General features: G+C 72.3%; 16 protein-coding genes and 1 pseudogene. 2 read left to right on the plus strand and 15 right to left on the minus strand.

Annotated elements, in window-relative coordinates; genetic code table 11:
* Positions 1–44: 44 nt before the first annotated feature.
* The 7 genes from RCO28_RS31910 to RCO28_RS31940 form a co-directional block, all read right to left on the minus strand.
* Positions 45–2,117, minus strand: a complete 2,073-nt coding sequence (locus RCO28_RS31910; protein ID WP_308944809.1) for an iron ABC transporter permease — start codon at positions 2,115–2,117, stop codon at positions 45–47.
* 38 nt (positions 2,118–2,155) lie between these two features.
* Entirely contained in the window at positions 2,156–3,139 is a 984-nt protein-coding gene (locus tag RCO28_RS31915) for an iron-siderophore ABC transporter substrate-binding protein (RefSeq protein ID WP_308944810.1), read from the minus strand.
* On the minus strand, positions 3,136–3,990 hold the full coding sequence (locus RCO28_RS31920; RefSeq protein ID WP_308944811.1) for an ABC transporter ATP-binding protein: 855 nt from the start codon (positions 3,988–3,990) through the stop codon (positions 3,136–3,138). Before RCO28_RS31920 ends, RCO28_RS31915 begins: the two co-directional genes overlap by 4 nt.
* A gap of 230 nt (positions 3,991–4,220) precedes the next feature.
* On the minus strand, positions 4,221–6,161 hold the full coding sequence (locus RCO28_RS31925) for an acyl-CoA dehydrogenase family protein (protein WP_308944812.1): 1,941 nt from the start codon (positions 6,159–6,161) through the stop codon (positions 4,221–4,223).
* A gap of 202 nt (positions 6,162–6,363) precedes the next feature.
* Entirely contained in the window at positions 6,364–7,809 is a 1,446-nt protein-coding gene (locus RCO28_RS31930; RefSeq protein WP_308944813.1) for an aldehyde dehydrogenase family protein, read from the minus strand.
* Positions 7,810–8,069: 260 nt separating this feature from the next.
* Positions 8,070–9,680: a PucR family transcriptional regulator gene (locus tag RCO28_RS31935; RefSeq protein WP_308944814.1), complete on the minus strand. Its 1,611-nt coding sequence runs from the start codon at positions 9,678–9,680 to the stop codon at positions 8,070–8,072.
* Between the two features lie 208 nt (positions 9,681–9,888).
* A complete protein-coding gene (locus tag RCO28_RS31940; protein WP_308944815.1) occupies positions 9,889–12,273 on the minus strand; it encodes an ATP/GTP-binding protein in 2,385 nt (794 codons plus the stop codon).
* 307 nt (positions 12,274–12,580) lie between these two features.
* Between RCO28_RS31940 and gabT the strand changes: the two genes are divergently transcribed.
* Entirely contained in the window at positions 12,581–13,915 is a 1,335-nt protein-coding gene (gene gabT, locus RCO28_RS31945) for a 4-aminobutyrate--2-oxoglutarate transaminase (RefSeq protein WP_308944816.1), read from the plus strand.
* Positions 13,916–14,275: 360 nt separating this feature from the next.
* The gene (locus RCO28_RS31950; RefSeq protein ID WP_308944817.1) at positions 14,276–14,908 is read left to right on the plus strand and encodes a phosphatase PAP2 family protein; all 633 of its coding nucleotides are present in this window, start codon (positions 14,276–14,278) and stop codon (positions 14,906–14,908) included.
* Here RCO28_RS31950 and RCO28_RS31955 read toward each other — a convergent pair.
* The 8 genes and pseudogenes from RCO28_RS31955 to RCO28_RS31990 all read right to left on the minus strand — a co-directional run.
* Positions 14,896–15,909 (minus strand): annotated as a pseudogene (locus tag RCO28_RS31955) (chitinase); the annotation flags it as partial. The gene RCO28_RS31950 and the pseudogene RCO28_RS31955 sit on opposite strands and share 13 nt — an antisense overlap.
* Before the next feature lie 219 nt (positions 15,910–16,128).
* Entirely contained in the window at positions 16,129–16,602 is a 474-nt protein-coding gene (locus RCO28_RS31960; RefSeq protein ID WP_308944818.1) for a hypothetical protein, read from the minus strand.
* Positions 16,603–16,763: 161 nt separating this feature from the next.
* Positions 16,764–18,188 (minus strand): FAD-dependent oxidoreductase, encoded by a 1,425-nt coding sequence (locus RCO28_RS31965; RefSeq protein ID WP_308944819.1) that lies wholly within the window; start codon positions 18,186–18,188, stop codon positions 16,764–16,766.
* Positions 18,189–18,218: 30 nt separating this feature from the next.
* Positions 18,219–19,019, minus strand: coding sequence for an ABC transporter permease (locus RCO28_RS31970; RefSeq protein WP_308944820.1), 801 nt, complete (start codon positions 19,017–19,019; stop codon positions 18,219–18,221).
* Positions 19,019–19,942, minus strand: a complete 924-nt coding sequence (locus RCO28_RS31975; RefSeq protein ID WP_308944821.1) for an ABC transporter permease — start codon at positions 19,940–19,942, stop codon at positions 19,019–19,021. The genes RCO28_RS31970 and RCO28_RS31975 overlap by 1 nt, the downstream gene beginning before the upstream one ends.
* Positions 19,939–21,093: an ABC transporter ATP-binding protein gene (locus tag RCO28_RS31980; RefSeq protein WP_308944822.1), complete on the minus strand. Its 1,155-nt coding sequence runs from the start codon at positions 21,091–21,093 to the stop codon at positions 19,939–19,941. Before RCO28_RS31980 ends, RCO28_RS31975 begins: the two co-directional genes overlap by 4 nt.
* Positions 21,094–21,138: 45 nt before the next feature.
* Positions 21,139–22,389 (minus strand): spermidine/putrescine ABC transporter substrate-binding protein, encoded by a 1,251-nt coding sequence (locus RCO28_RS31985; RefSeq protein ID WP_308944823.1) that lies wholly within the window; start codon positions 22,387–22,389, stop codon positions 21,139–21,141.
* 87 nt (positions 22,390–22,476) lie between these two features.
* The gene (locus RCO28_RS31990; protein ID WP_308944824.1) at positions 22,477–24,048 is read right to left on the minus strand and encodes a gamma-aminobutyraldehyde dehydrogenase; all 1,572 of its coding nucleotides are present in this window, start codon (positions 24,046–24,048) and stop codon (positions 22,477–22,479) included.
* Positions 24,049–24,059: the final 11 nt, after the last annotated feature.

Below are 24,059 nucleotides of genomic sequence, written 5' to 3' on the forward strand. Positions count from 1 at the left end.
GGCGTGCTCGTGCTGTCGTACGGCGTGCTCCGTGCTGTCGTACGTCACTGGCGGCGGCCCCGCATCAGCAGGTGCAGGAAGTACGGCGTGCCGATCACGGCGGTCATCAGGCCCGCGCCGAGCTGGGCGGGGGCGATCACGGTGCGGCCGACCAGGTCCGCGGTGCAGACGAGGGCGGACCCGAGGAGGACCGCGGCGGGCAGGACGCGGTGGTGCCGGCGGCCGACGAGGGCGCGGGCGGCGTGCGGGGCGACGAGGCCGACGAAGCCGACGGTGCCCGCGGCGGCCACGGCGGTGGCGGTGAGCAGGACGCTCAGGGCGAGGAAGCCGAGCCGGGCGCGGGGCAGGCCGAGGCCGAGGAGGCGGGGGGTGTCCTCGTCGAGGGAGAGCAGGTCGAGTTCGGTGCGGCGCAGGGTGGTGACGAGGAGGCCTGCGGCGAGTACGGCGGCGAGGGGGACGACGTCGGGCAGGGTCCGGCCGTAGGTGGAGCCGGAGAGCCAGGTGAGGGCCTTGGTCGCGTTGAACGGGTCGGTGAGCACGATCAGGAGGCTGACCAGGGCAGCGGTGCCGGTGGCGACGCCGAGTCCGACGAGGACGAGCCGGTTCTGCCCGAACCCGCCGCGGGCGGCGAGGCCGAAGACGACGACGGAGCTGAGGGCGGCGCCCGCGAAGGCGGCTCCGGCCACGCTCCAGGTCGCGGCGGCCGGCACGGTCGTCACGAGGAGCACGGCGCCGAGGGAGGCGCCGCCGGAGACGCCGAGGGTGCTGGGTTCGGCGAGCGGGTTGCGGGTGACGGCCTGGGCGAGCGTGCCGGCCAGGGCGAGGGCGGCGCCGGCCAGGAGTGCGGCGAGGACGCGGGGCACGCGGGTGTCGAGGACGAAGTCGATGCTCTGCGGCGCCCTGCCCTGGGCCCAGTTGAGGACGTCGCCGAGGAGCAGCTTGGCGTCGCCGAGGAGGACGGAGGCGATACCGAGGCCGACGACGAGGGCGACGAGGACGGCCGTGCCGGTGAGGAAGACGGCGCGGCTGCGCAGGCGCAGCTGCTCGGGTGCGGCGGGCCCCGCGGTGTCCCGCAGCCGGGTGGCGGCGACGATCAGGAAGGCGGCGCCGAGGAGGCTGGTGGCGACGCCGGTCGGCACGGCGACGGCGACGTCGGCGGGGACGAGGGCGCGCAGCGCCACGTCGGAGCCGAGCACGAGGGCCGCGCCGGCGAGCCCGGCGAAGGGGATGCGGGCCCGCGCCCGGGCGAGGGGCCGGATGCGGCGGGCGAGGGGTCGTACGAGCGCGGGGGCGCAGAGGCCGACGAAGCCGATCGGGCCCGCGAGCGTGACGGCGGCGGCGGAGAGCAGGGCGGCGAGCACGACGCCGGTGACGCGGGTGGCGCGGACGGGAACGCCGAGCCCGCGGGCGGCGTCGTCGCCGAGGGCCAGGGCGTCGACGCGGCGGGCGACGAGGAGCAGTCCGAGGAGTCCGGCGAGGGCGAGGGGCGCGACCTGGAGGACACCGTCGAAGCCGTTCTGCGCGATGCTGCCCTGGTTCCAGGCGTAGAGGCCCTCGGTCTGCTGCGGGAAGAGCAGGAGCAGTCCTTCGGTGACGGCGGTGAGGCCGAGGGTGAGGGCGCTGCCGGCGAGGACGAGCTTGACGGTGCCGGTGCCGAGGCCGGAAAGCCCGAGGACGACGGCCGCCGCGGCGAGGCCGCCGGCGAACGCGATGCCGGAGGAAGCGAGCAGCGGCAGCGAGACCCCGGTGACGGCGGCGAGGCCGAGGGCGAGGTACGAGCCGGCGTTGACGGCGAGGGTGTCGGGCGAGGCGAGGACGTTGCGGCTGACGGACTGCAGGGCGGCGCCGGCCATGCCGAGGACGGCGCCGACGAGCAGTCCGGCGGCGGCGCGGGGCAGCCGGGAGGCGACGACCACGGAGGCGTCGGAGGGGTCGGCCCGGCCGGTGAGCGCCTTGAGGACCTCGGGGGCGCCGACGGCGGCGGTGCCCTGGGTGAGGTCGACGACGGCGAGGGCGGCGACGAGGAGGACCAGGCCGGCCGTCACCGCGGCCGCGCCCGCCCGGGACGCGGCCGCCGAGGGGTGTACGGCGGGGGTGGTGGTTGCGGTGACGGCCATGGTCTGGGTCGTTCGTTCCTTCGGTCAGGCCGGACGGGCTACTTGGTCAGCGCCTTCACGACGGAGTCGACGTACTCGCTCATCGACGTGGTGCCGCCGAACATCCAGATGCCGTCGGGGAGTCGGTGGACGTTGTCCTTCTTCACGAAGGGCAGGGAGGTCCACACCTTGTCCTTGGTGAGGACGCCGGCGAACGGGTTGCTGTTCTTGTCGCCGTCGCTGCCGATGTAGGCGAACTCGACGTCGCCGAGCTTGGTCAGGCCCTCGACGTCGGTGGCGCCGAGGCCGTAGCTCTTGTCGCCCTTGACCTTCCAGGCGTTCTTCAGGCCGAGCTCCTCGTTGACGGCGCCGATGAGGGAGCCGCTGGTGTAGGGCCGGATGGAGACCTGGTTACCGGTGACGTAGCCGTCGGCGAAGGCGTACTCGGTGCCGTCGAGGCCGTCGTCCTTCAGTGCCTTGCGGCCTTCGGCGAGCTTCGCGTCGAAGTCCTTCTTGAGCTTCTCGGCGCGCTCGGTGGTGCCGGTGGCCTTCGCGATGAGGTCGAGGTTGCCGGTCATCCGGTCGAGCGGGGCGGAGGCGTCGGCGGGGCGCAGTTCCAGGACGGGGGCGACCTTGCGGAGCTGCTTCACGGCGGCGGGCGGGAGGTCGCTGGTGGCGACGATCAGGTCCGGGTTCAGGGCGGCGATGGTGTCGGTGCTGGGCTCGCCGCGGGTGCCGATGTCCTTGGGGCTGTTCTTCAGCGGGGCCGCGGTGTTCCAGGTCTTGTAACCCTTGACGTCGGCAACGCCGACCGGGTCGACGCCGAGCGAGACGAGGTCCTCGACGACGTTCCACTCGGTGCCGACGACCTTCTTGGCGGGACCGTCGAGCTTCACCTTCTCGCCGCTCGCGTCGGTGAGGGTGATGGGCTGGTCCGACGTGCCTTCGGCCTTGTCGTCGGTCGCGGGCTGAGTCGTGCCGCAGGCGGTCAGGGCGAGGGCCGCGGCGGTGGCGGCCGCCGCGGTGCACAGGAGGCGTCTCATGGGGAGGTGCTGAGCCTTTCGCTTCGCGTGTGGTGACGGCCGATGGCGCGGGTGCGCAGCCGGCCGGTGAGCGGGTCGGTGTCGACCTCGATGCGGATGCCGTACGTGTCGGTCAGCCGCTGGGGGGTGAGGACGTCCTCGGGAAGGCCGTCGGCGACGATCCGGCCGTCGTGCAGGAGCACGATGCGGTCGGCGACGGTCGCGGCCTGGTCGAGGTCGTGCAGGACGACGCCGACGGCGATGCCGTGTTCGTCGGCCAAGTCCCGTACGAGGTCCAGGAGTTCGACCTGGTAGCGCAGGTCGAGGTAGGTGGTGGGCTCGTCGAGGAGCAGGACGCCGGTCTCCTGGGCGAGGCAGCCGGCGAGCCAGACGCGCTGCAGCTGTCCGCCGGAGAGGTGTTCGGCGCCGCGCTCGGCGAGTCCGGTGAGGCCGGTGAGGGCGAGCGCGCGGTCCACGGCGGTCCGGCCGCGCGGATCGGCCTTGCCCCAGCGGCCGCGGTACGGGTAGCGACCGAACTCGACGACGTCGCGCACGGTCAGTCCGCCGGGGGTGGGGCGGGACTGGGTGAGCAGGGCGACGTGCCGGGAGAAGGCGCGCGGGGACAGGGCGAGGCCGTCGGTGTCGGCGTCGATGACGAGGGTGGCGCTGCGGGGGTGCTGCAGCCGGGCGACGGTGCGCAGCAGGGTCGACTTGCCGCTGCCGTTCGGGCCCACGAGGGCGGTGACCTCGCCGGGCCGCAGCGTGAGGGACGCGTCGTGCACGACGTCCACGCCGTCGTACGCCACGGTCACGCCGGTGGCGGACAGGGCGTGACCACGGGGGTGCGGCGCCGCGAGGGTCTCTTCGTTCACGCCGCGAAGGTTAGCCTAACCTAAGCGACTCTCGTAAGGCACCCCCGCGGTCCGCGCACAAGCTGCTTTCGCGCCAGCCTCACCGGCCTGTTCACGCCACACCCGTACGCGCGGGACGCGGGCGCCTCAGCGGATCGGCCGGTGCACGTGCCTCAGCGGATCGGCCGGTGCACGTGCCTCAGCGGATCGGCCGGTGCACGTGCCTCAGCGGATCGGCCGGTGCACGTGCCTCAGCGGATCGGCCGGTGCACGTTCTCCTTCTCCGTCCGGCCGGGGGTGGCGTCGGCGATCCACGGGCCCTCGCCGCTCGGGTCGACGACGCCCTCCTCCAGCCAGGTGTACGTGCCGGAGAGCACGCCGCGTACGACCTTGCGGTCCAAGTCGTCGGTGTTGGCCCAGAGGCGGCCGAACAGCTCCTCGACGCGCAGCCGGGACTGGCGGCAGAAGGCGTCCGCGAGCTGGTACGCCTCGCGGCCGTGGTCCTCGGTGGTGCGCAGGAGTTCGGCGCGTACGCAGGCGGCGCTCATCGCGAAGAGCTCCGCGCCGATGTCGACGATCCGGCCGAGGAAGCCCTGCTTGGTCTCCATCCGGCCCTGCCAGCGGGACATGGCGTAGAAGGTGGAGCGGGCGAGCTTGCGGGACGTGCGCTCCACGTACCGCAGATGCGCCGCGAGGTCCGGGTGGCCCGAGGGGTTGAAGTCCCCGTACGCGCCCGGGAGTTGGCCGGGTCCGGCGACGAGCTTGGGCAGCCAGCGGGCGTAGAAGCCGCCGGCGCGGGCGCCCGCCTTGGCCTTGTCGCCGAGGGACTTGTCGGGGTCGATGAGGTCGCCCGCGGCCTTGAGGTGGGCGTCGACGGCCTCGCGGGCGATCAGCAGATGCATGATCTCGGTGGAGCCCTCGAAGATCCGGTTGATGCGCAGATCGCGGAGCAACTGCTCGGCGGGGACGGCGCGTTCACCGCGGGCGGCGAGCGAGTCCGCGGTCTCGAAGCCGCGGCCGCCGCGGATCTGCACCAGCTCGTCGGCCATCAGGCAGGCCATCTCGGAGCCGTACAGCTTGGCGAGGGCGGCCTCGATACGGATGTCGTTGCGGTCCTCGTCGGCCATCTGCGAGGAGAGGTCGAGCACCGCCTCCAGGGCGAAGGTGGTGGCCGCGATGAAGGAGATCTTGCTGCCGACGGCCTCGTGCAGGGCGATCGGCCGGCCCCACTGCTCACGCTCGGCGGACCACTCGCGGGCGATCTTCAGGCACCACTTGCCGGCGCCGACGCACATCGCGGGCAGCGAGAGGCGGCCGGTGTTGAGGGTGGTGAGGGCGATCTTCAGGCCGGCGCCCTCGGGGCCGATGCGGCGCGCGGCGGAGACGCGGACGCGGTGGAAGCGGGTGACGCCGTTCTCCAGGCCGCGCAGGCCCATGAAGGCGTTGCGGTGCTCGACGGTGACACCCTCGTCGGCGGCCTCGACGAGGAACGCGGTGATGCCGCCGGGGTGGCCCTCGGACTTCGGCACGCGGGCCATGACGACGAGCAGGTCGGCGACGACACCGTTGGTGGTCCACAGCTTCACGCCGTCCAGGACGTAGCTGTCCCCGTCCGGCACGGCGGTGGTGGCGAGGCGGGCCGGGTCGGAGCCGACGTCCGGCTCGGTAAGCAGGAACGCGGAGATGTCGGTGGAGGCGAGGCGCGGCAGGAACTCGTCCTTCTGCTCCTGGCTGCCGAAGAGCTTCAGCGGCTGGGGCGCGCCGATCGACTGGTGGGCGGAGAGCAGCGCGCCGATGGAGGGGTTGGCGGAGCCGACGAGGGCGAGCGCCTTGTTGTAGTAGACCTGCGTGAGGCCGAGCCCGCCGTACTTCGTGTCGATCTTCATGCCGAGGGCGCCGAGCTCCCTGAGCCCGTTGATCACCGCGTCCGGGATGCGCGCCTCGCGCTCGATCAGGGCGCCGTCGACCTCGCGCTCGCAGAACGTCCGCAGCCGGGCGAGGAACGCCTCACCGCGCCGCGTGTCCTCGTCGGCCGGCATCGGATGCGGGTGGATCAGATCGAGCCGGAAGCGGCCGAGGAACAGCTCCTTGGCGAAGCTCGGCTTGCGCCACTCCTGCTCCCTGGCCGCCTCGGCCACCTGCCGTGCCTCCTGCTCGGAGACCTTCGGCTTCCTGGACGTCGGTGCCGACATGGGGGAACTCACCTCGCCGCGGATCGGGGTCCTCACCGGCGGAAACCACTACCGACCGGCGCTACTCGGTCGTATGTACCCGGATACGAAGATCCCCACCAGGCGTGCACCCGGACGGTCCCCGGAACACGCGGACGGCCGGGACCCCCGCACAGGGTCCCGGCCGCCTCTTCGCAGACGTACGAACGTGTGTCGTCCGGGCTTACAGCTCCAGGCCGGTCAGGACCAGGACCCGCTCGTACGTGTAGTCCGCCATGGCGTGGGCGACGCCCTCGCGGCCGACGCCGGACTGCTTGACGCCGCCGTACGGCATCTGGTCGGCGCGGTAGGACGGCACGTCGCCGACGATCACGCCGCCGACCTCCAGGGCGCGGTGGGCGCGGAAGGCGCGCTGCACGTCGTGCGTGAACACGCCCGCCTGCAGGCCGTACTTGGAGTCGTTGACGGCGTCGAACGCGGCCTGCTCGCCGTCCACCTTCGTGACGGTGAGGACCGGGCCGAAGACCTCCTCGCAGGCGAGGGTGGTGTCGGCGGGCACGTCGGCGAGCACGGTCGGCGCGTACGAGGCGCCCTCGCGCTTGCCGCCGGCCAGGAGCTGCGCACCCGCGGCGACGGCCTCGTCCACCCAGGACTCGACGCGCTTCGCGGCGTTCTCGTCCACGAGCGGGCCGACCTCGGTGGCCGGGTCCGACGGGTCACCGGTGACCTGCGCCTCGACGGCGGCGACGATGCGGGGCAGCAGCCGGTCGTAGACGGAGGCGTCGGCGATCACGCGCTGCACGGAGATGCAGGACTGGCCGCCCTGGTAGTTCGAGAAGGTCGCGATGCGGCTCGCGGCCCAGTCGAGGTCGGCGTCGGAGGAGAAGTCGTCGAGGATGACGGCCGCGCCGTTGCCGCCCAGTTCGAGGGTGATGTGCTTGCGCGGCACCGAGTCCATGATCGCGTAGCCGACCTTCTCGGAGCCCGTGAAGGAGATGACGGGCAGGCGCTCGTCCTGGACCAGGGCGGGCATCTTCTCGTTGGCGACCGGGAGCACCGACCAGGAGCCCTCGGGCAGGTCCGTCTCGGCGAGCAGTTCACCGAGGATCAGGCCGGACAGCGGGGTGGCCGGGGCGGGCTTGAGGATGATCGGGACGCCGGCGGCGATGGCCGGGGCGACCTTGTGGGCGCACAGGTTCAGCGGGAAGTTGAACGGCGCGATACCGAGGACCACGCCGCGCGAGAAGCGGCGCGTCAGGGCGAGCCGGCCCTGGCCGCCCGCGTCGGTGTCCAGGCGCTGGGCGTCGCCGCCGTTGAAGCGCCGGGCCTCCTCGGCCGCGAAGCGGAACACGGACACGGCCCGGCCGACCTCGCCACGGGCCCACTTGATCGGCTTGCCGTTCTCGGCGGAGATCAGCTGGGCGATCTCCTCGGTGCGCTCGGCCAGGCGCTTGGTGACATGGTCGAGCGCGGCGGCCCGGGCGTGGGCGGGGGTCACGGAGAGCGCCTCGCGCGAGGCGTACGCGGCGGCGACGGCCTCCTCGACCTGGGCGTCCGTCGGGACGCTCACGCGGCCGACGGTGCGGCCGTCCCAGGGCGAGGTGACGTCGAAGGTGGAGTCGCCGGTGGCCTGGCGGCCGGCGAGCCAGAAGGCAGTGGTGTCGGTCATGGTGCCCGGCCCTTCCGCGGTGGGTGCTGTCTGGGGTTCGCCCCAACGGTAGGGCCGCCCGCCCGGAGCGCCTCTTGTACGGGGTGGAGGGGTTGGGGTGGGAGGGGTGCCGGAGTGGCAGGTACGGCCCCGGGGGGCGGGTTCTTAAGGGGCGCGGGGAACTGCGCGACCAGCCACAGCGGCGCGGCAGCCGAAGGACGCCAGAGATCAGCCCCTCCGGCGCTTGAGGAACGGGGGCCGGGGGCGGAGCCCCGGTGGGGTCAGGTGGTCGACGTCGACGTCGCCTTGAGGGCCAGCCACAGCTCCATCCGCGCATCCGGATCGTCCAGGGACCGCCCCAGGATCTCCTCCACCCGCCGCATCCGGTAACGCAACGTGTGCCGATGGACGCCCAGGTCGGCGGCGGCCGCGTCCCACTGGCCGTGCCGCGAGAGCCAGGCCCGCAGGGACGCGACCAGGTCACCGCGGCCCGTCGCGTCGTGCTCGCGCAGCGCCCGCAGCATCCCGTCGGCGAAGGCCCGTACCGCGTCGTCGGCGAGCAGCGGCAGGACCGAGCCTGCGGCCAGCTCCTCGTGCTCGACCAGGGTGCGGCCGCGGCGCCGGGCGACGGAGAGGGCCTGCTCGGCCTGCTTGTACCCGGTGGCGGCGGCGATGGGTCCGGCCGGCGCGGACAGGCCGACGACCAACTGCTCGCCGTCGGCGGCCTGTTGCTCGCGGCCCTCGGCGCGGGCGGCGTCGGTGACGGCGGCCAGCTGGAGGCAGGCGGTGGCGGCGGCGCCGCCGTCGGCGAAGAGCAGCACGAGCCGGTCGCCGCCGTCGGGGACGACGAGGACGGCCTCGCCGGCGCGGGCGGCAGCGGCCTCGACCACGTCGGCGAGGTCGGCCAGCGGGTCGTGCCCGGCGACCGCGGGGGCGCCGCCGCCGCGCGGGGCCGGAGCGGTCTCGGCGATCAGGAGCCGGAACGGGGCGTCGAGCAGCTCGCCGTACAGCTCGCCCGCGACCGTGCGGGCGTGGTCGGGCTCCCCGGCGAGCAGCATGCGCAGGACGGCGGCGCCGAGGCGCTGTTCGGCGGCGTGCAGGGAGCGGGAGCGCTCGGTGGTGAGGGTGAGCAGCGCGATCGCGGAGTGCACCGCGTACCGCTCGGTCGTGCCGAGCGCCGCCGCCGTGCCGACGGCGAGCGCGGTGCGGGGGCGGCGGCCCGCGCCCAGGGAGTGCAGTTCGATGCGGTCGTCGGCGCCGCCGACGACCGCGCTCGCGGGGGCCGGGCGATCGCGCAGGCGCTCCACCTCGGAGGTGATCCGGGCGGCGCGGCGCGCGGCCCACTCGGGTGCGGTGGCGACGACGGAGCCGGAGGCGTCGTAGAGCGCGGCCCAGCCGTCGACCTGGGAGGCGAGCGCGCTGAGCACGCCCTCGGGGCCGCCGCTGAGCGCCTGCCGGGTGAGTTCGCGCTGCGCGGCGAAGCCGTCGGTGACGGAGCGGTACTGTTCGGCGGCGATGGCCGCCGAGACCTCCTTGATGATGGCCAGGAACGGGGTGCGGCGCGGCACTTCGAGCAGCGGCAGGTCCTCGGCGCGGGCGGCGTCGACGAGGGCCTCGGGAATCTCGTCGTAGTGCACGCCGACCGCGAAGCCGAGGCCGATGACGCCCGCGCCGACGAGCCGCTGGACGTAGCGGCGCATGGCCTGCGGGTCCTCGGCGTCCAGCTTGAGGGCGGTGATCAGCAGGAGCTCGCCGCCCTCCATGTAGGGCACGGGGTCGGTGAGTTCGCTGGCGTGCGCCCAGCGGACGGGGGTGTCGAGATGGTCCTCGCCGGCGCGCACGGTGAGCTTGAGCTTGGAGTGCTGGACGAGCGAGGCGAGCGTGGGCGGCATGGGACCTTCACGGCTTCCGGGTCGGTGAGGCTCAGTAAGGCACCGCTCGGGAACGAACGGGATCATTTGGCCGCCCCGTATGAACGGCTCGTATCAATTCTGCCTCACCGTATGGAAGGCCCGTGGTGATTTGGTGAGTGGCCTTGCCTGTGGCGTTACGGAGTACTAGCGCGCCCGGGGCCCGTCAGCCCCGAAGGTCCGGGGTCCTTCAGCCCCGCAGGTCCACGAGGAGCGGCGGGGCGGCCTCACCACGGACCGAGGTCAGGGAGAGGACGGCGTGGCCGGGTGGGACGGCGTGGGCGAGGTCGGAGGCGGACCAGCGTTCGCGTTCGACCTCGCGGACGGTGACCGCGTCCGTGGTGACGGCCTTGCCGGTGACGAGCCTGCGCAGGGAGTGCAGCGCCCGCGTCATCGGCTGGTCCGCGTAGACCGTGTGCTGGGCGACCTCCCTGGTCTCCACCCGTTCGGTGCCCCACGACTCGGCGAACCAGCGGCCGTCCCAGGTGGTCACCCCGGAGAACGCCATCCGGCAGCCGACCGCCGCGTACAACGGCCCTTGGAGCGGCTCGGGGATCTCGCCGACGGTGCGCAGCCCGAGGACGACGCCCGCCTTGGCGGTGCGCAGCCGCTGGACCGTGCGGACGCTGTCGGCGGTGAGGGTGCGCGCGGCGTCGTCGAGGACCAGGCAGGCGAAGTGCGGGCGGTCGGGCCTGGTCCGTACGGCGTGGCCGAACTGGGCGAGCAGCAGCCTGGCCAGGAGCCGTGCGGCCTCCTCGTGGCCGTGCTCCGGCAGGTCGACGCGGACGCGCAGCGGGTGGTGGGCGACGGCGTGCAGGGAGAAGGCCCGCCCGGCGGCCTCCCCGTCGACGGCCCCACCGTCGAACGCCCCACCGTCGAACGCCCCGGCGAACGCGGGCCGGTCGAGGAGCGCGAGCCGGTCGGCCAGGGCGGGGCACGGGTCGCCGGGGGTGCCCGACTGCCGTACCCGGGCGTCGAGTTCACGGCGCATCGCCTCGTGGTCCGGCGCCGCGTCGAGCCCGGCCCTGAGGTCGGCGAGGGCGCCCGGCTCCCCTTCGAGGAGCGCACGCAGCACGCGTACGGAAGGGAAGCGGCCGTGCACGGCGCGGTGGGGGCCGAGCAGCTGGGCGAGCGCGGTGGCGGCCCGCCGGGTGTCGACGGATTCGAGGTCGCCGACCAGCCCCTCGGCGAGGAACGCGGCGGCCTCGTCCGGGTCGGCGCAGTCGGCGTACAGGTCGAGGCCGTGCGTGGACGCAGGGTCGCCGGGCCGGACCACGACGTCGTACGCGTCGTCGGGGCCGAGCCCCGTGCCCGCGGCGCAGACGGCCACGACCGCGGTGCGGCCGGTGAGCGCCTGGAGCGCGAGCGCCTCGGTGACCGGCCGCATCAGGCGGGCGGTCTTGCCCGCGCCGGACGGGCCGACGGCGAGCAGCGAGGTGCCGAGCACTCCCGGTTCGAGGGCGGCGTGGACACCGCGGCGGGCGTACGGATTGCGCTGGTCCTCGGCGAAGCGGCCGATCCTGACCTGGTCGGCGAGCAGATCGTGGGTGGCGCTGCGGGCGGGCAGGTCGCGGCTGCCGGACGGGTGCGCCCAGGCGGATGCGCCGTGCCGGGCGACAGTGTCCGCGAACGCGGCCCGCGCGCCGGGATCGCCGCCGGCCGTGTCCCAGGCGCGGGTGATGCGGGCGCAGTCGACGTCGTTCATCCGGCCGCCGAAGAGTTCGGCGGCGAGCAGATCGGCGGCCTTCTCGTGACCGGCGGCGCGCAGCTGGGGCCAGTGCGCCGGGGCCGGGGCGGCGGTCGGGCGGGGCGGCGGCGGTGCGGTCGACGGCTTCCGCAGAGCCTGCCGCCAGCCGCCGATCCGCGCGAACGGCCAGAGCACGGCGAGCGTGATCAGCGCGTACACGGCGTACGTGACCGCGGGGCTGGACATGAACACCGAGTAGCCGCCCGCGATCAGGGCGACCAGGGAGAGGACGGGCGTGACGACGGGCAGGGGTTCCAGGCCGAGTCCGAAGGCGCCCGGCCAGACGAGCGCGAGGCTCCCGACGGCGGCCACGGCGGCGATCAGGGCGCGCGAGGGCTGCGGCCGGCGCATCACGAAGTACCGGACGGCCTCACTCCAGGTGCTGAGCCGGACCACCGCGCAGAAGAGCAGGCCGAACACGACACCGCCATAGACGATCAGCGCGTTCTGCCCCTGCCACCCCTGCGGGGAGATGGTCCCCTCGTGCCACCACTCCGCCGGAGTGAACACCTTCACCGGCATCCACAGGTACGGAAAGCTGCCGTTCTGCAGCATCGACCAGAGCACCAGGCCGAGCACCGTGGGGATCACCATGCCCCGGACGAGGCGCCGCCTGAGCGCGCCGTCGTCCTGCTCGGGCCCCCGCGGCCGGTACCCGAACCGCCAGACCCCCGGCTCCGCCTGAGGCCGGGGCGTCGCGAGCCACTCGGCGACCGGGGACTCGCCCGCACCGGGCGGCCGACGCGGCATCGGCGGGGCGGCGGGCGGGCTCACCGGCGCAGCCGGCCGCCCTGAGTCGTGTGCCTCGTACGTGCCCTCGCGGTCCATGACCCGTGCCCCCTGCTGCTTCCGCCCTGCCCGACCGGCCGACCCGCCTGACCTGCCGGTCGGCGTGCCCGTGCGCGCTCAATCTAGTAGGCGCGGGCGGCCCGTTCAGCGTTCCCCGGCCATCCCTCGGACCGGACGCGAGGATCAGACGCGGGATCGTACGCGGGCGGCTGCGCCATATCCGTCGCGGACAAGCCCGTCCGCGTACTTCTCCCGAACGGAACATGCCCGCTCCCCGCGACCGCGCCTAGCCTGCGCAGAAAGAGCAAGCGTCCGCACACCCCCACATTCGCCCCGGGAGCCCCTTATGACCGCCATTCCGCAGGAGCGCCGCCTCGTCACCGCGATCCCCGGCCCCAAGTCGCAGGAGCTGCAGGCCCGCCGTACGTCCGTGGTGGCCGGTGGCGTGGGCTCCGTGCTGCCGGTGTTCACGGCGCGCGCGGGTGGCGGCGTCATCGAGGACGTCGACGGCAACCGCCTGATCGACTTCGGCTCCGGCATCGCCGTGACCTCCGTCGGCGCCTCCGCCGAGGCCGTCGTGCGCCGCGCCTCCGCGCAGCTCGCCGACTTCACCCACACCTGCTTCATGGTCACGCCGTACGAGGGGTACGTCGAGGTCTGCGAGGCGCTCGCCGAGCTGACGCCGGGCGACCACGCCAAGAAGTCGGCCCTGTTCAACTCCGGCGCCGAGGCCGTCGAGAACGCCGTGAAGATCGCCCGTGCGCACACCAAGCGCCAGGCCGTCGTCGTCTTCGACCACGGCTACCACGGCCGCACCAACCTGACCATGGCGCTGACCAGCAAGAACATGCCGTACAAGCACGGCTTCGGCCCGTTCGCGCCCGAGGTGTACCGCGTGCCGGTGGCGTACGGCTACCGCTGGCCGACCGGCCCGGAGAACTGCGGCCCCGAGGCCGCCGCGCAGGCCATCGACCAGATCACCAAGCAGATCGGCGCCGAGAACGTCGCCGCGATCATCATCGAGCCGGTGCTCGGCGAGGGCGGCTTCATCGAGCCGGCCAAGGGCTTCCTGCCCGAGATCGTGAAGTTCGCCAACGACAACGGCATCGTCTTCGTCGCGGACGAGATCCAGTCCGGCTTCTGCCGTACCGGCCAGTGGTTCGCCTGTGAGGACGAGGGCATCGTCCCGGACCTCATCACCACCGCCAAGGGCATCGCCGGCGGTCTCCCGCTGGCCGCCGTCACGGGCCGCGCCGAGATCATGGACTCCGCGCACGCGGGCGGCCTCGGCGGCACCTACGGCGGCAACCCGGTGGCCTGCGCCGGTGCCCTCGGCTCCATCGAGACGATGAAGGAGCAGGACCTCAACGGCAAGGCCAAGCGCATCGAGGAGGTCATGAAGGGCCGCCTCGCCGCGATGCAGGAGAAGTTCCAGATCATCGGCGACATCCGTGGCCGCGGCGCCATGATCGCCGTCGAGCTGGTGAAGGACCAGGCGACGAAGGAGCCGAACCCCGAGGCCGCCGGCGCGCTCGCCAAGGCCTGCCACGCGGAGGGCCTGCTCGTCCTGACCTGCGGCACCTACGGCAACGTGCTGCGTTTCCTGCCGCCGCTGGTCATCGGCGAGGACCTGCTGAACGAGGGCCTCGACATCATCGAGCAGGCCTTCGCGCAGGTCTGAGAGGACCGGCCGCACGGGCCACGGCAGAGGCTGTGAAGAAGGTGTGGGAGGCGGGTGGCGGGATGCTCCGCCACCTGTCGGAGCCACTCCCCTCTGCCGTACGTTCTAGGCAGATGAGAGAAACACCCCGCTCGCAGGAGACTGCGGGCGACACCGGGTCGGAGCGTCCCCAGCGCCGCCCCGGTCGTGCCCTGGCGCACACCGCCGGAGGTTCTGACTCCGGATCTCCTCACCGATCGGACAGCCGCCCGCCCCAAACCCCCCGGGGCGTGCGGCACCGGTCCCCTCGGCCGCCCCGGAACCACCCCCCCTGTTCCGGGGCGGCCGACCCCTTGGCCGCAACTCCTCGCTGTCCTGGCCGTGTTGGGCCTCGGCTTCGCCCTGATCAGCTGGCAGGTCGCCGCGTACGGGCCGCTGCGCGAGGCCGACGAACGGCTCGGGCGCCTCCTGCGGCACAGCGGGTTCCCCCACGGCGCGGCCGAACTCCTCGCCGATCTCGGCAACTTGACGGTCGCGCCCGTGATCCTCGCCGTGGCCGTGGTCTACGCGGCCGTACGCGCCCGGCGTGCTGCCGAGCCCCGCTGGTGGCTCGCCCCCCTGTGCGCCGCGCTCGCCCTGGCCGCCGTCCCCCTCCTCGTCGCGCCCTTCAAGGCGCTCTTCGAACGTCCTGGCCCGCCCGGCATGACCGGCTCGGACTCCGCGGGCTTCTACCCCTCGGGGCACGCGGCCACCGCGATCGTCGCGTACGGGGCCGCCACCCTGCTCGTACTGCCCTGGCTGCGCTCGCCCCTGCCGCGCCGCGGACTCGCCGTCGGCACCTGCCTGTTGGTGGCCGCGTGCAGCTTCGGCCTGGTGCGGCGCGGCTACCACTGGCCGCTCGACACCCTCGCGAGCTGGCTCCTCGGCGGCATGCTCCTCGTCGCCATGACGCTCGCGGCGCGGTGGGGCGCTCGGCGCCGGCCGAAGCAGAGGGCCCGGCGTCAGCCGAAGTAGGCGTCGAAGTTCTTCGAGAACTCCTCGCCGTTGTGCCGGTCCCAGTTGATCGACCACGTCATCAGGCCGCGCAGCTTCGGCCACGTGCCGTGGGTCTCGTACGAGCCGCAGTCGCTGCCCTTCGTCAGGCAGTCCAGGGCCTTGTTCACCTCGGCCGTGGAGACATGGCCGTTGCCCGCGTTCACGGAGGCCGGCATGCCGATGGCGACCTTCTCGGGCGGGAGGGCCGGGAAGACGTTGTCCGCGTCGCCCGCGACCGGGAAGCCGGTGAGCAGCATGTCGGTCATGGCGATGTGGAAGTCGGCGCCGCCCATGGTGTGGTACTGCCCGTCCAGCCCCATGATCGGGCCGGAGTTGTAGTCCTGGACGTGCAGCAGCGTCAGCTCGTCGCGCAGGGCGTGGATGACGGGCAGGTAGGCGCCTGCCCGCGGGTCCTGGCCGCCCCACTCGCCGGTGCCGTAGTACTGGTGGCCGAGCTGGACGAAGAAGGTCTCCGGGGCCATCGTGAGCGTGAAGCCCTCGCCGTACTTGGCCTTGAGGGTCTTCACGGCGGAGATCAGGTTGACGATCACCGCGGACTTCGGGTTCTTGAAGTCGGTGTCGTCGGCGTCGAGGGAGAGGGAGTGGCCCTCGAAGTCGATGTCGAGGCCGTCGAGTCCGTACTCGTCGATGATCGCGGAGACCGAGGAGACGAAGGCGTCCCGGGCCGCGGTCGTGGTCAGCTGGACCTGGCCGTTCTGGCCGCCGATGGAGATCAGGACCTTCTTGCCGGCCGCCTGCTTGGCCTTGATCGCGGCCTTGAACTCGTCCTTGGTCTCGACGTTCGGGCACTCGCTCTGCGGGCACAGCTCGAAGCGGATGTCGCCGGACGTGGGCGAGGTGGGTTCGCCGAAGGCGAGGTCGATGACGTCCCAGCTGTCGGGTACGTCGGCGAGCCTGGTGTAGCCGGAGCCGTTGGCGAAACTGGCGTGCAGATAGCCGACGAGGGCGTGCTCGGGCAGCGCCTGCGCGGAGCTCGTACGCGCGGCTTCGGGCGCCGCGTCGGCCGCGCCGGCGGCCGGAGTCGTCGTCAGTCCTGCCGCGGCCAGGGCGGCCGCCGTCGCGAGGGCGGTGAGCAGTCTCGGTCGTGCGCGAAGTGCGGTGCGGTCCACAACTGCCTCCGTCTATGGGGGATTTGGAGTGGTGGAGCGCCGCCAATTTGGTCCAGACCAATCAACTTGTCAAGGCCTCTGCCCGTCATCGCCGCCCTTCCTGGCCAGCCGCGCGGCCGCCTCGTGCATGGCGAGTTCGAGCAGGGCCGGGTCGTTGAGCGTGCCCGAGCCGTCCGGTGGGACCAGCCAGCGCACGCCGCCGGTGGCCCGGCCCGGGTACGGCACGACGATCCAGGTGCCGTGCCCCGCGCCCCGTACGCCCGTGCCGATCCAGCGGCTCACCGTGCCCGCGGGCACGAAGAAACCCGTCCGGGCGTCGCCGAAGTCGGCGAGCACGGGGCCGGGGCAGTCGATGCAGCGGTTCAGCACGTCGAGGGTCGGATACCCGAGCTCCCCCGGCAGGATCAGCACGTCCCAGAGCCTGCCCGCCGGGAGCAGCGCCACCCCGAGGGGGTTGCGCTCCCACTCCCAGCGGCAGGCCTCGGGGTTCGGTGCCACCGACACCAGCCACTCCACTGCCGACTTCGCCCCCGGTCCGGTCATGGCAGGGCCTCCCTTTCGTTTCCGCACGATGCGTGTCACGAGAGAGAGGCCGCTGCGCCGCCGTCATTACGCGGGATGACGCGGGTTTTTCGAAAAGTTGTCGACAGTGGTCGCGAACAGTTGTCGACAGCGGTCGCGAAAGGTGTCGACAGCGGTCGCGATCAGCTGTCGAAGCCGAGCCCGAGCCGGTCGAGCGTGCGCAGCCAGACGTTGCGCCGGCCGCCGTGGGAGTCGGCCCGGGCGAGCGACCACTTGGTGAGGCCGATCCCGGCCCAGGCGAACGGCTCGGGCGGGAACGGCAGCGGTTTCGTCCGCACCATCTCCAGGGACGTGCGCTCCGTGCGTTCGCCCGCGAGCAGGTCGAGCATCACGTCCGCGCCGAACCGCGAGGCGCCCACGCCGAGCCCGGTGTAGCCCGCCGCGTACGCCACCCGCCCCTGGTGCGCCGTGCCGAAGAACGCCGAGAAGCGGGAACACGTGTCAATGGCGCCGCCCCAGGCGTGGCTGAAGCGCGCCCCCGCCAACTGCGGGAAGCAGTCGAAGAAGTGGCCCGCGAGCCGGGCGTACGTCTCGGGCCTGTGGTCGAGTCCGGCGTCGAGCTTCCCGCCGTACGGGTAGATCGCGTCGTAGCCGCCCCACAGGATGCGGTGGTCGGCGGTGAGCCGGAAGTAGTGGAACTGGTTGGCCGCGTCGCCGAGGCCCTGGCGGTTCCTCCAGCCGATCGCGTCGAGCTGGTCCTCGGTGAGCGGTTCGGTGGTCAGGGCGTAGTCGTAGACCGGGACCGTGAGCGGGCGGACGCGCCTGACCAGGGACGGGAAGACGTTCGTGGCGAGCGCGACCCGGCGGGCCAGGACCCGGCCGTACGGGGTGCGCACGGCCATGCCCGCGCCGTGCCGGACGAGGTCGGTGGCCGGGGTGTTCTCGTGGACGCGGACGCCGAGGCCGAGGCAGGCGCGCTTGAGGCCCCAGGCCAGCTTGGCCGGGTTCAGGAGCGCGACGCCCGCGCGGTCGTACAGGCCGCTGAGGAAGGTCGGCGAGTCGACCTGCTCGCGGACGGCCGCCTCGTCGAGGAGTTCGACGCCGTCCGCGAGGCCGAGGCTGCTCATCTCGCCGTACAGCTGGTTGAGTTCCTCGGCCTGGTGCGGTGCGGTGGCGACGTCGATCTCGCCCGTGCGCTCGAAGTCGCAGTCGATGCCGTGGCGGGTGAGCGCCGCCTCGATCTCGTCCAGGTTGCGGGCGCCGAGCGCCTCCAGCTTCGCCAGCTCGCCGGGCCAGCGGGCCAGGCCGTTGCCGAAGCCGTGGGTGAGGGAGGCGGCGCAGAAACCGCCGTTGCGGCCGGAGGCCGCCCAGCCGGCCTCGCGGGCCTCGATCAGGACCACCTCCCGGTCGGGGTCTCGCTCCTTGGCGACCAACGCGGTCCACAGTCCGCTGTAGCCGCCGCCGACGACGAGCAGGTCGCACCGCTCGCCGCCGGTGAGGGCCGGCTCGGCGGCCGGCCTCGCGGGGTCGTCCAGCCAGTACGGGACCGGCTTGACGCCCGCGAGGGTGTCCAGAACCTCTGCACTGCTCATGGCACCTGGGGCCATGGCTTCCAACTCCCTTGAGAATTACATGGGTTACGCGGTTTGTTTCTTGCGCCGGTTGCCGATGAGCATTCCGGCCAGGACGCAGATCACGGCCACGGCGAACATCGCCGTACCGATGACGTTGATCTGCACGGGGGTGCCGCGCTGCGCCGAGCCCCAGACGAACATCGGGAAGGTCACGGTCGAGCCGGCGTTGAAGTTGGTGATGATGAAGTCGTCGAAGGAGAGCGCGAAGGCGAGCAGCGCGCCCGCCGCGATCCCGGGCGCCGCGATCGGCAGCGTCACCCGTACGAAGGTCTGCACGGGCCCCGCGTACAGGTCGCGCGCGGCCTCCTCCAGGCGCGGGTCCATCGACATCACGCGGGCCTTGACCGCCGTCACGACGAAGCTCAGGCAGAACATGATGTGCGCGATGAGGATGGTCCAGAAGCCGAGCTGCGCGCCCATGTTGAGGAAGAGCGTGAGCAGCGAGGCGGCCATGACGACCTCGGGCATCGCCATCGGCAGGAAGATCAGCGAGTTGATCGCGCCGCGCGCCCGGAAGCGGTAGCGGACCAGGGCGAAGGCGATCATCGTGCCGAGCGCGGTCGCGCCGACCGTCGCCCAGAGCGCGATCTGCAGCGAGAGCGCGAGCGAACCGCACAGGTCGGCGACGCCGCAGGGGTCCTGCCAGGCGTGGGTGTCGAACTCCTGCCAGGCGTAGTTGAAGCGGCCCTTGGGCTTGTTGAAGGAGAAGACCAGGACGACGAGGTTCGGCAGGATCAGGAAGAGAAGCGTCAACAGGCCCGCGAGGACGACGAGATGGCGCCGTATCCAGTTCAGCACCAGCATCAGACGAGGTCCTCCGTCCCGGACTTGCGGATGTAGAAGGTGACCATCAGGAGGATCGCCGCCATGAGGATGAAGGAGAGCGCGGCCGCCGTCGGGTAGTCGAGGACGGTGAGGAACTGCGACTGGATGACGTTGCCGATCATCTTCTCGCTGGTGGAGCCGAGGAGTTGGGCGTTGACGTAGTCGCCGCTGGCCGGGATGAAGGTGAGCAGCGTGCCCGAGACCACACCCGGCATGGACAGCGGGAACGTGACCCGCCGGAAGGTGGTGACGGGCCTGGCGTACAGGTCGCCGGCCGCCTCGTGCAGGCGTGGGTCGATCCGTTCGAGCGAGGTGTAGAGCGGCAGGACCATGAACGGCAGGAAGTTGTACGTGAGTCCGCAGACCACGGCGAGCGGGGTGGCGAGCACCCGGTCGCCCTCGGTCATGCCGAGCCAGCTGGTGACGTCCAGGATGTGCAGCGAGTTGAGGACGCCGACGACCGGCCCGCCGTCGGCGAGGATCGTCTTCCAGGCGAGCGTACGGATCAGGAAGCTGGTGAAGAACGGCGCGATCACCAGGATCAGTACGAGGTTCCGCCAGCGTCCCGCCCGGAACGCGATCAGATACGCGAGCGGATAGCCGAGCAGCAGGCAGAAGACGGTGGCGAGGCCCGCGTACAGGATCGACGTGAGGAACTGCGGCCAGTACTCGGTGAGCGCGTTCCAGTACGTCGCGAAGTGCCAGGTGACCTTGTACCCGGCCTCCAGGGACCCGGTCTGCACGGAGGTCGAGGCCTGGTAGACCATCGGCAGCGCGAAGAAGACGAGCAGCCAGAGGATGCCGGGGAGCAGCAGCCAGTACGGGGTGAGCTTGCGGCGCTTGCGGGGTGCTCCGGTCTGCGGTTCGGGGGCGGCCGGCGGCGCCTCGGTGAGCGTCGTCATACGGCGGCCTCTTCCACTGTCTCCACGCCCGCGTCGATGGCCTGTGCGGCGTCCAGGCCGAAGGTGTGCTCGGGGTTCCAGTGCAGGACGACCTCGGCGCCGGGGGCGAGCCGGCCGTCGCGCTCGACGTTCTGCACGTACACCTCCAGGCCCTCGCAGACCGGGGAGTCGATGACGTACTGCGTGGAGACGCCGATGAAACTGGTGGCGGTCACGCGGCCGGTGAGGCGGTTGCGGCCGTCCGGGATCTCGCCCGCGTCGTCGGCGTGCGCGAGCGAGATCTTCTCCGGGCGGATGCCGACGAGCACCTTGCCGCCGGTGGAGGTCGGGGCGGAGCAGCGCGGCGCGGGCAAGGACAGCTTGTCGCCCCCGGCCCTGAGGGCGAGCGTGTCGCCGCTCGAAGCGGCGATCTCCGCCTCGATCAGGTTGGAGCTGCCGAGGAAGTTCGCGACGAACGTGGTCTGCGGGTTCTCGTACAGGTCGGCGGGGGCGCCCAGTTGCTCGACCCGGCCCGCGTTCATCACGGCGACCTGGTCGGCCATCGTCATGGCCTCCTCCTGGTCGTGGGTGACGTGCACGAACGTGATGCCGACCTCGGTCTGGATGCGCTTCAGCTCCAGCTGCATCTGGCGGCGCAGCTTGAGGTCGAGGGCGCCGAGCGGCTCGTCGAGGAGCAGCACGCGCGGGTGGTTGATCAGGGCGCGGGCCACGGCGACGCGCTGCTGCTGGCCGCCGGAGAGCTGGTGCGGCTTGTGCTTCGCCTTGTCGCCGAGCTGGACCAGGTCGAGCATCTCGCCGACCTGCTTCTTCACCGACTTGATGCCGCGCCGGCGCAGACCGAAGGCGACGTTCTCGTAGATGTCGAGGTGCGGGAAGAGCGCGTACGACTGGAAGACGGTGTTCACCGGGCGCTTGTACGGGGGCAGCGCGGTGACGTCCTGCTCGCCGAGGTGGACCGTGCCGGACGTCGGCTCCTCAAGTCCCGCGATCATGCGCAGAGTGGTGGTCTTGCCGCAGCCGGAGGCGCCGAGGAGCGCGAAGAACGAGCCCTCGGGGATCGTCAGGTCGAGCGGGTGCACGGCGGTGAAGGCGCCGTAGGTCTTGCCGATACCGGAGAGGCGGACGTCGCCGCGCGTCGTGTCGTCAGTCATGGTTCCTACCGGAGAAGTCGGAGAGTTGCAGGGCCTCAGGTACGGTCACGCGCCGGTGAGCTTGGCGAACTTGGCCTCGTACGCGGTCTCTTCCTTGGGGCTGAGCGCGCGGAAGTAGTTCGACTTCTCGGACATCTCCTTGTCCGGGATGATCAGCGGGTCGTTCGCCGCCTCCTCGGAGATCTTGGCCAGCTCTTCCTTCACTCCGTCGACCGGGCACACGTAGTTGATCCACGCGGCGAGCTCCGCGGCGATCGCGGGCTGGTAGTAGTGGTCGATCAGCCGTTCCGCGTTCTTCTTGTGCCGCGCCTTGTTGGGGACGAGGAGGACGTCGGTGCCGGTGATGTAGCCGCTGTCCGGGATGTGGAACCTGACGTCCGGGTTGTCGGCCTGGAGCTGGACGACGTCTCCGGCCCAGGCGAGGCAGGCGGCGAGGTCGCCCTTGGTGAGGTCGGAGGTGTAGTCGTTGCCGGTGAAGCGGCGGATCTGGCGCTTGTCCACGGCCTTCTGCAGCCGGGCGGCGGCGGCGTCGAAGTCGTCCGTGGTGAACTTCGCCGGGTCCTTGCCCATGTCGAGCATGGTCATGCCCATGGTGTCGCGCATCTCGGACAGTACGCCGACCTTCCCCTTGAGCTTGGGGTCGTCGAGCAGCTGCGAGACCGAGGTGACCTCCCGGCCTCCGGTGGCCTTGACGTTGTACGCGACGACCACGGCGATGCCGGCCCACGGGTAGCTGTAGGCCCGGCCCGGGTCCCACTCCACGTCCCGGAACTGCGGGGCCAGATTGGCGTACGCGTGCGGCAGGTTGGCCGGGTCGAGCTTCTGCACCCAGCCGAAGCGGATCAGCCGGGCGGCGAGCCAGTCGGTGACGCAGATCAGGTCGCGCCCGGTGTCCTGGCCGGCCGCGAGCTGCGGCTTGATCTTGCCGAAGAACTCGTTGTTGTCGTTGACGTCCTCGGCGTACTCGACCTCGATGCCGGTCCGCTTGGTGAACGCCTCCAGGGTGGGACGGCGGTTCTTGTCGTTCTCGGCGACGTCCATGTACTCGGTCCAGTTGGAGAACGCGACCCGCTTCTCCTTGTCCGAGAAGTCCTCGGCGCCGCTGCCGCCCTGGCTCTGCGCGGCGGGCGGGATGCCGCAGCCGGAGAGGGTGCCGAGGCCGCCGAGGGCGAGCGCACCGCCGCCGCCGGCGCGCAGCAGTCCGCGCCGACTGAGGGCGGCTCTGCCGTTCGCCATACTGCGCCGCAGCGCCGCCCGCTGCACCGGGGAGAGGCTGTCGGGCTCGTACTGCTCCATACGCTTGGTGCCCTTTCGCTGGCCTGAGGGGAGGGCGCGGCGGCCGGAGGGGGATGCCGGCCGCCGCGCGGGAAGGGGAGGCGGTGGTCAGGCGCGGTCCCCGAAGACCGTCCGGTGCCAGTCCTTCCTGGCGACCGCGGTGTTGTCGTACATCACGTGCTTGATCTGCGTGTACTCCTCGAAGGAGTACGCGGACATGTCCTTGCCGAAGCCGGAGGCCTTGTAGCCGCCGTGCGGCATCTCGCTGAGGATCGGGATGTGGTCGTTGATCCACACGCAGCCCGCCTTGATGGCGCGGGTCGCGAGGCCCGCCCGGAACACGTCCCGGGTCCAGGCGGAGGCGGCAAGGCCGTACGGGGTGTCGTTGGCCAGCCGGATGCCCTCCTCGTCGGAGTCGAAGGGCAGCACGACGAGGACGGGCCCGAAGATCTCGGACTGCACGGCCTCACTGTCCTGCGCGGCGTCGGCGATGAGGGTGGGCCGGTAGTACGCGCCGTCGCCCAGGCCGTCGCCCTTGGGTGCCTCGCCGCCGGTGACGATGCGGGCGTAGCCGCGGGCCCGGTCGACGAAGGCGGCGACGCGGTCGCGCTGGGCGTGCGAGATCAGCGGGCCGAGGTCGGTGGACGCGTCGAACGGGTCGCCGAGCCGTACCGTCTCCATCAGGTCGGCGACACCGCTCACGAAGGCGTCGTACAGCGGCCGTTGGACGTACGCGCGGGTCGCGGCGGTGCAGTCCTGGCCGGTGTTGATCAGGGCCCCGGCGACCGCGCCGTGCACGGCGGCCTCCAGGTCGGCGTCGTCGAACACCACGAACGGGGCCTTGCCGCCGAGTTCGAGGTGCAGCCGCTTGACGGTGCTCGTGGCGATCTCGGCGACGCGCTTGCCGATGGCGGTCGACCCGGTGAAGGAGGTCATCGCGACGTCCGGGTGCCCGACGAGGTGCTCACCGGCGTCCCGCCCGGCCCCGCTGACGACGTTCACGACGCCATCCGGAATGCCCGCCGCGGTCGCCGCCTCGGCGAACAACAGCGAGGTGAACGGGGTGAGTTCGGCGGGCTTCAGGACGATCGTGTTACCCGCCGCGATCGCCGGGAGCACCTTCCACGCGGCCATCTGGAGCGGGTAGTTCCAGGGCGCGATGGACCCGACGACGCCGATCGGTTCCCTGCGTACGTACGAGGTGTGGTCGGCGGAGTACTCCCCCGCGGACTGCCCCTGCAGATGCCGGGCCGCGCCCGCGAAGAACGCGGCGTTGTCCACGGTGCCGGGGACGTCGAACTCGCGGCTGAGCTTGATCGGCTTGCCGCACTGCAGCGACTCGGCCCGCGCGAACTCCTCGGCCCGCTCGGCCAGGACGCCCGCGAAGCGGTGCAGGGCGTCGGAGCGCTCGCCGGGGGTGGCGCCGGACCAGCCGGGGAAGGCCGCGGCGGCCGAGGCGACGGCGGCGTCCACGTCGGCGGTGCCGGCGAGCTCGTAGTCGTACACCGCCTTGCCGGTGGCCGGGTCGACCACGGCGTGCCGGTGGCCCGAGGTGCCGGGGGTGAGCCGCCCGTCGATGTACTGGGCGCCTGCCGCGAGGCGCTCCTGTGCGGGGAAGGGGGTTTCGTTCTGGCGGGTGTTGCTGATGTCGCTGTTGATGTCGCTGCTGCTGTTGCCCATCACGCGCTCTT

The sequence above is a fragment of the Streptomyces sp. LHD-70 genome (assembly GCF_031157275.1).
Taxonomy (GTDB): domain Bacteria; phylum Actinomycetota; class Actinomycetes; order Streptomycetales; family Streptomycetaceae; genus Streptomyces.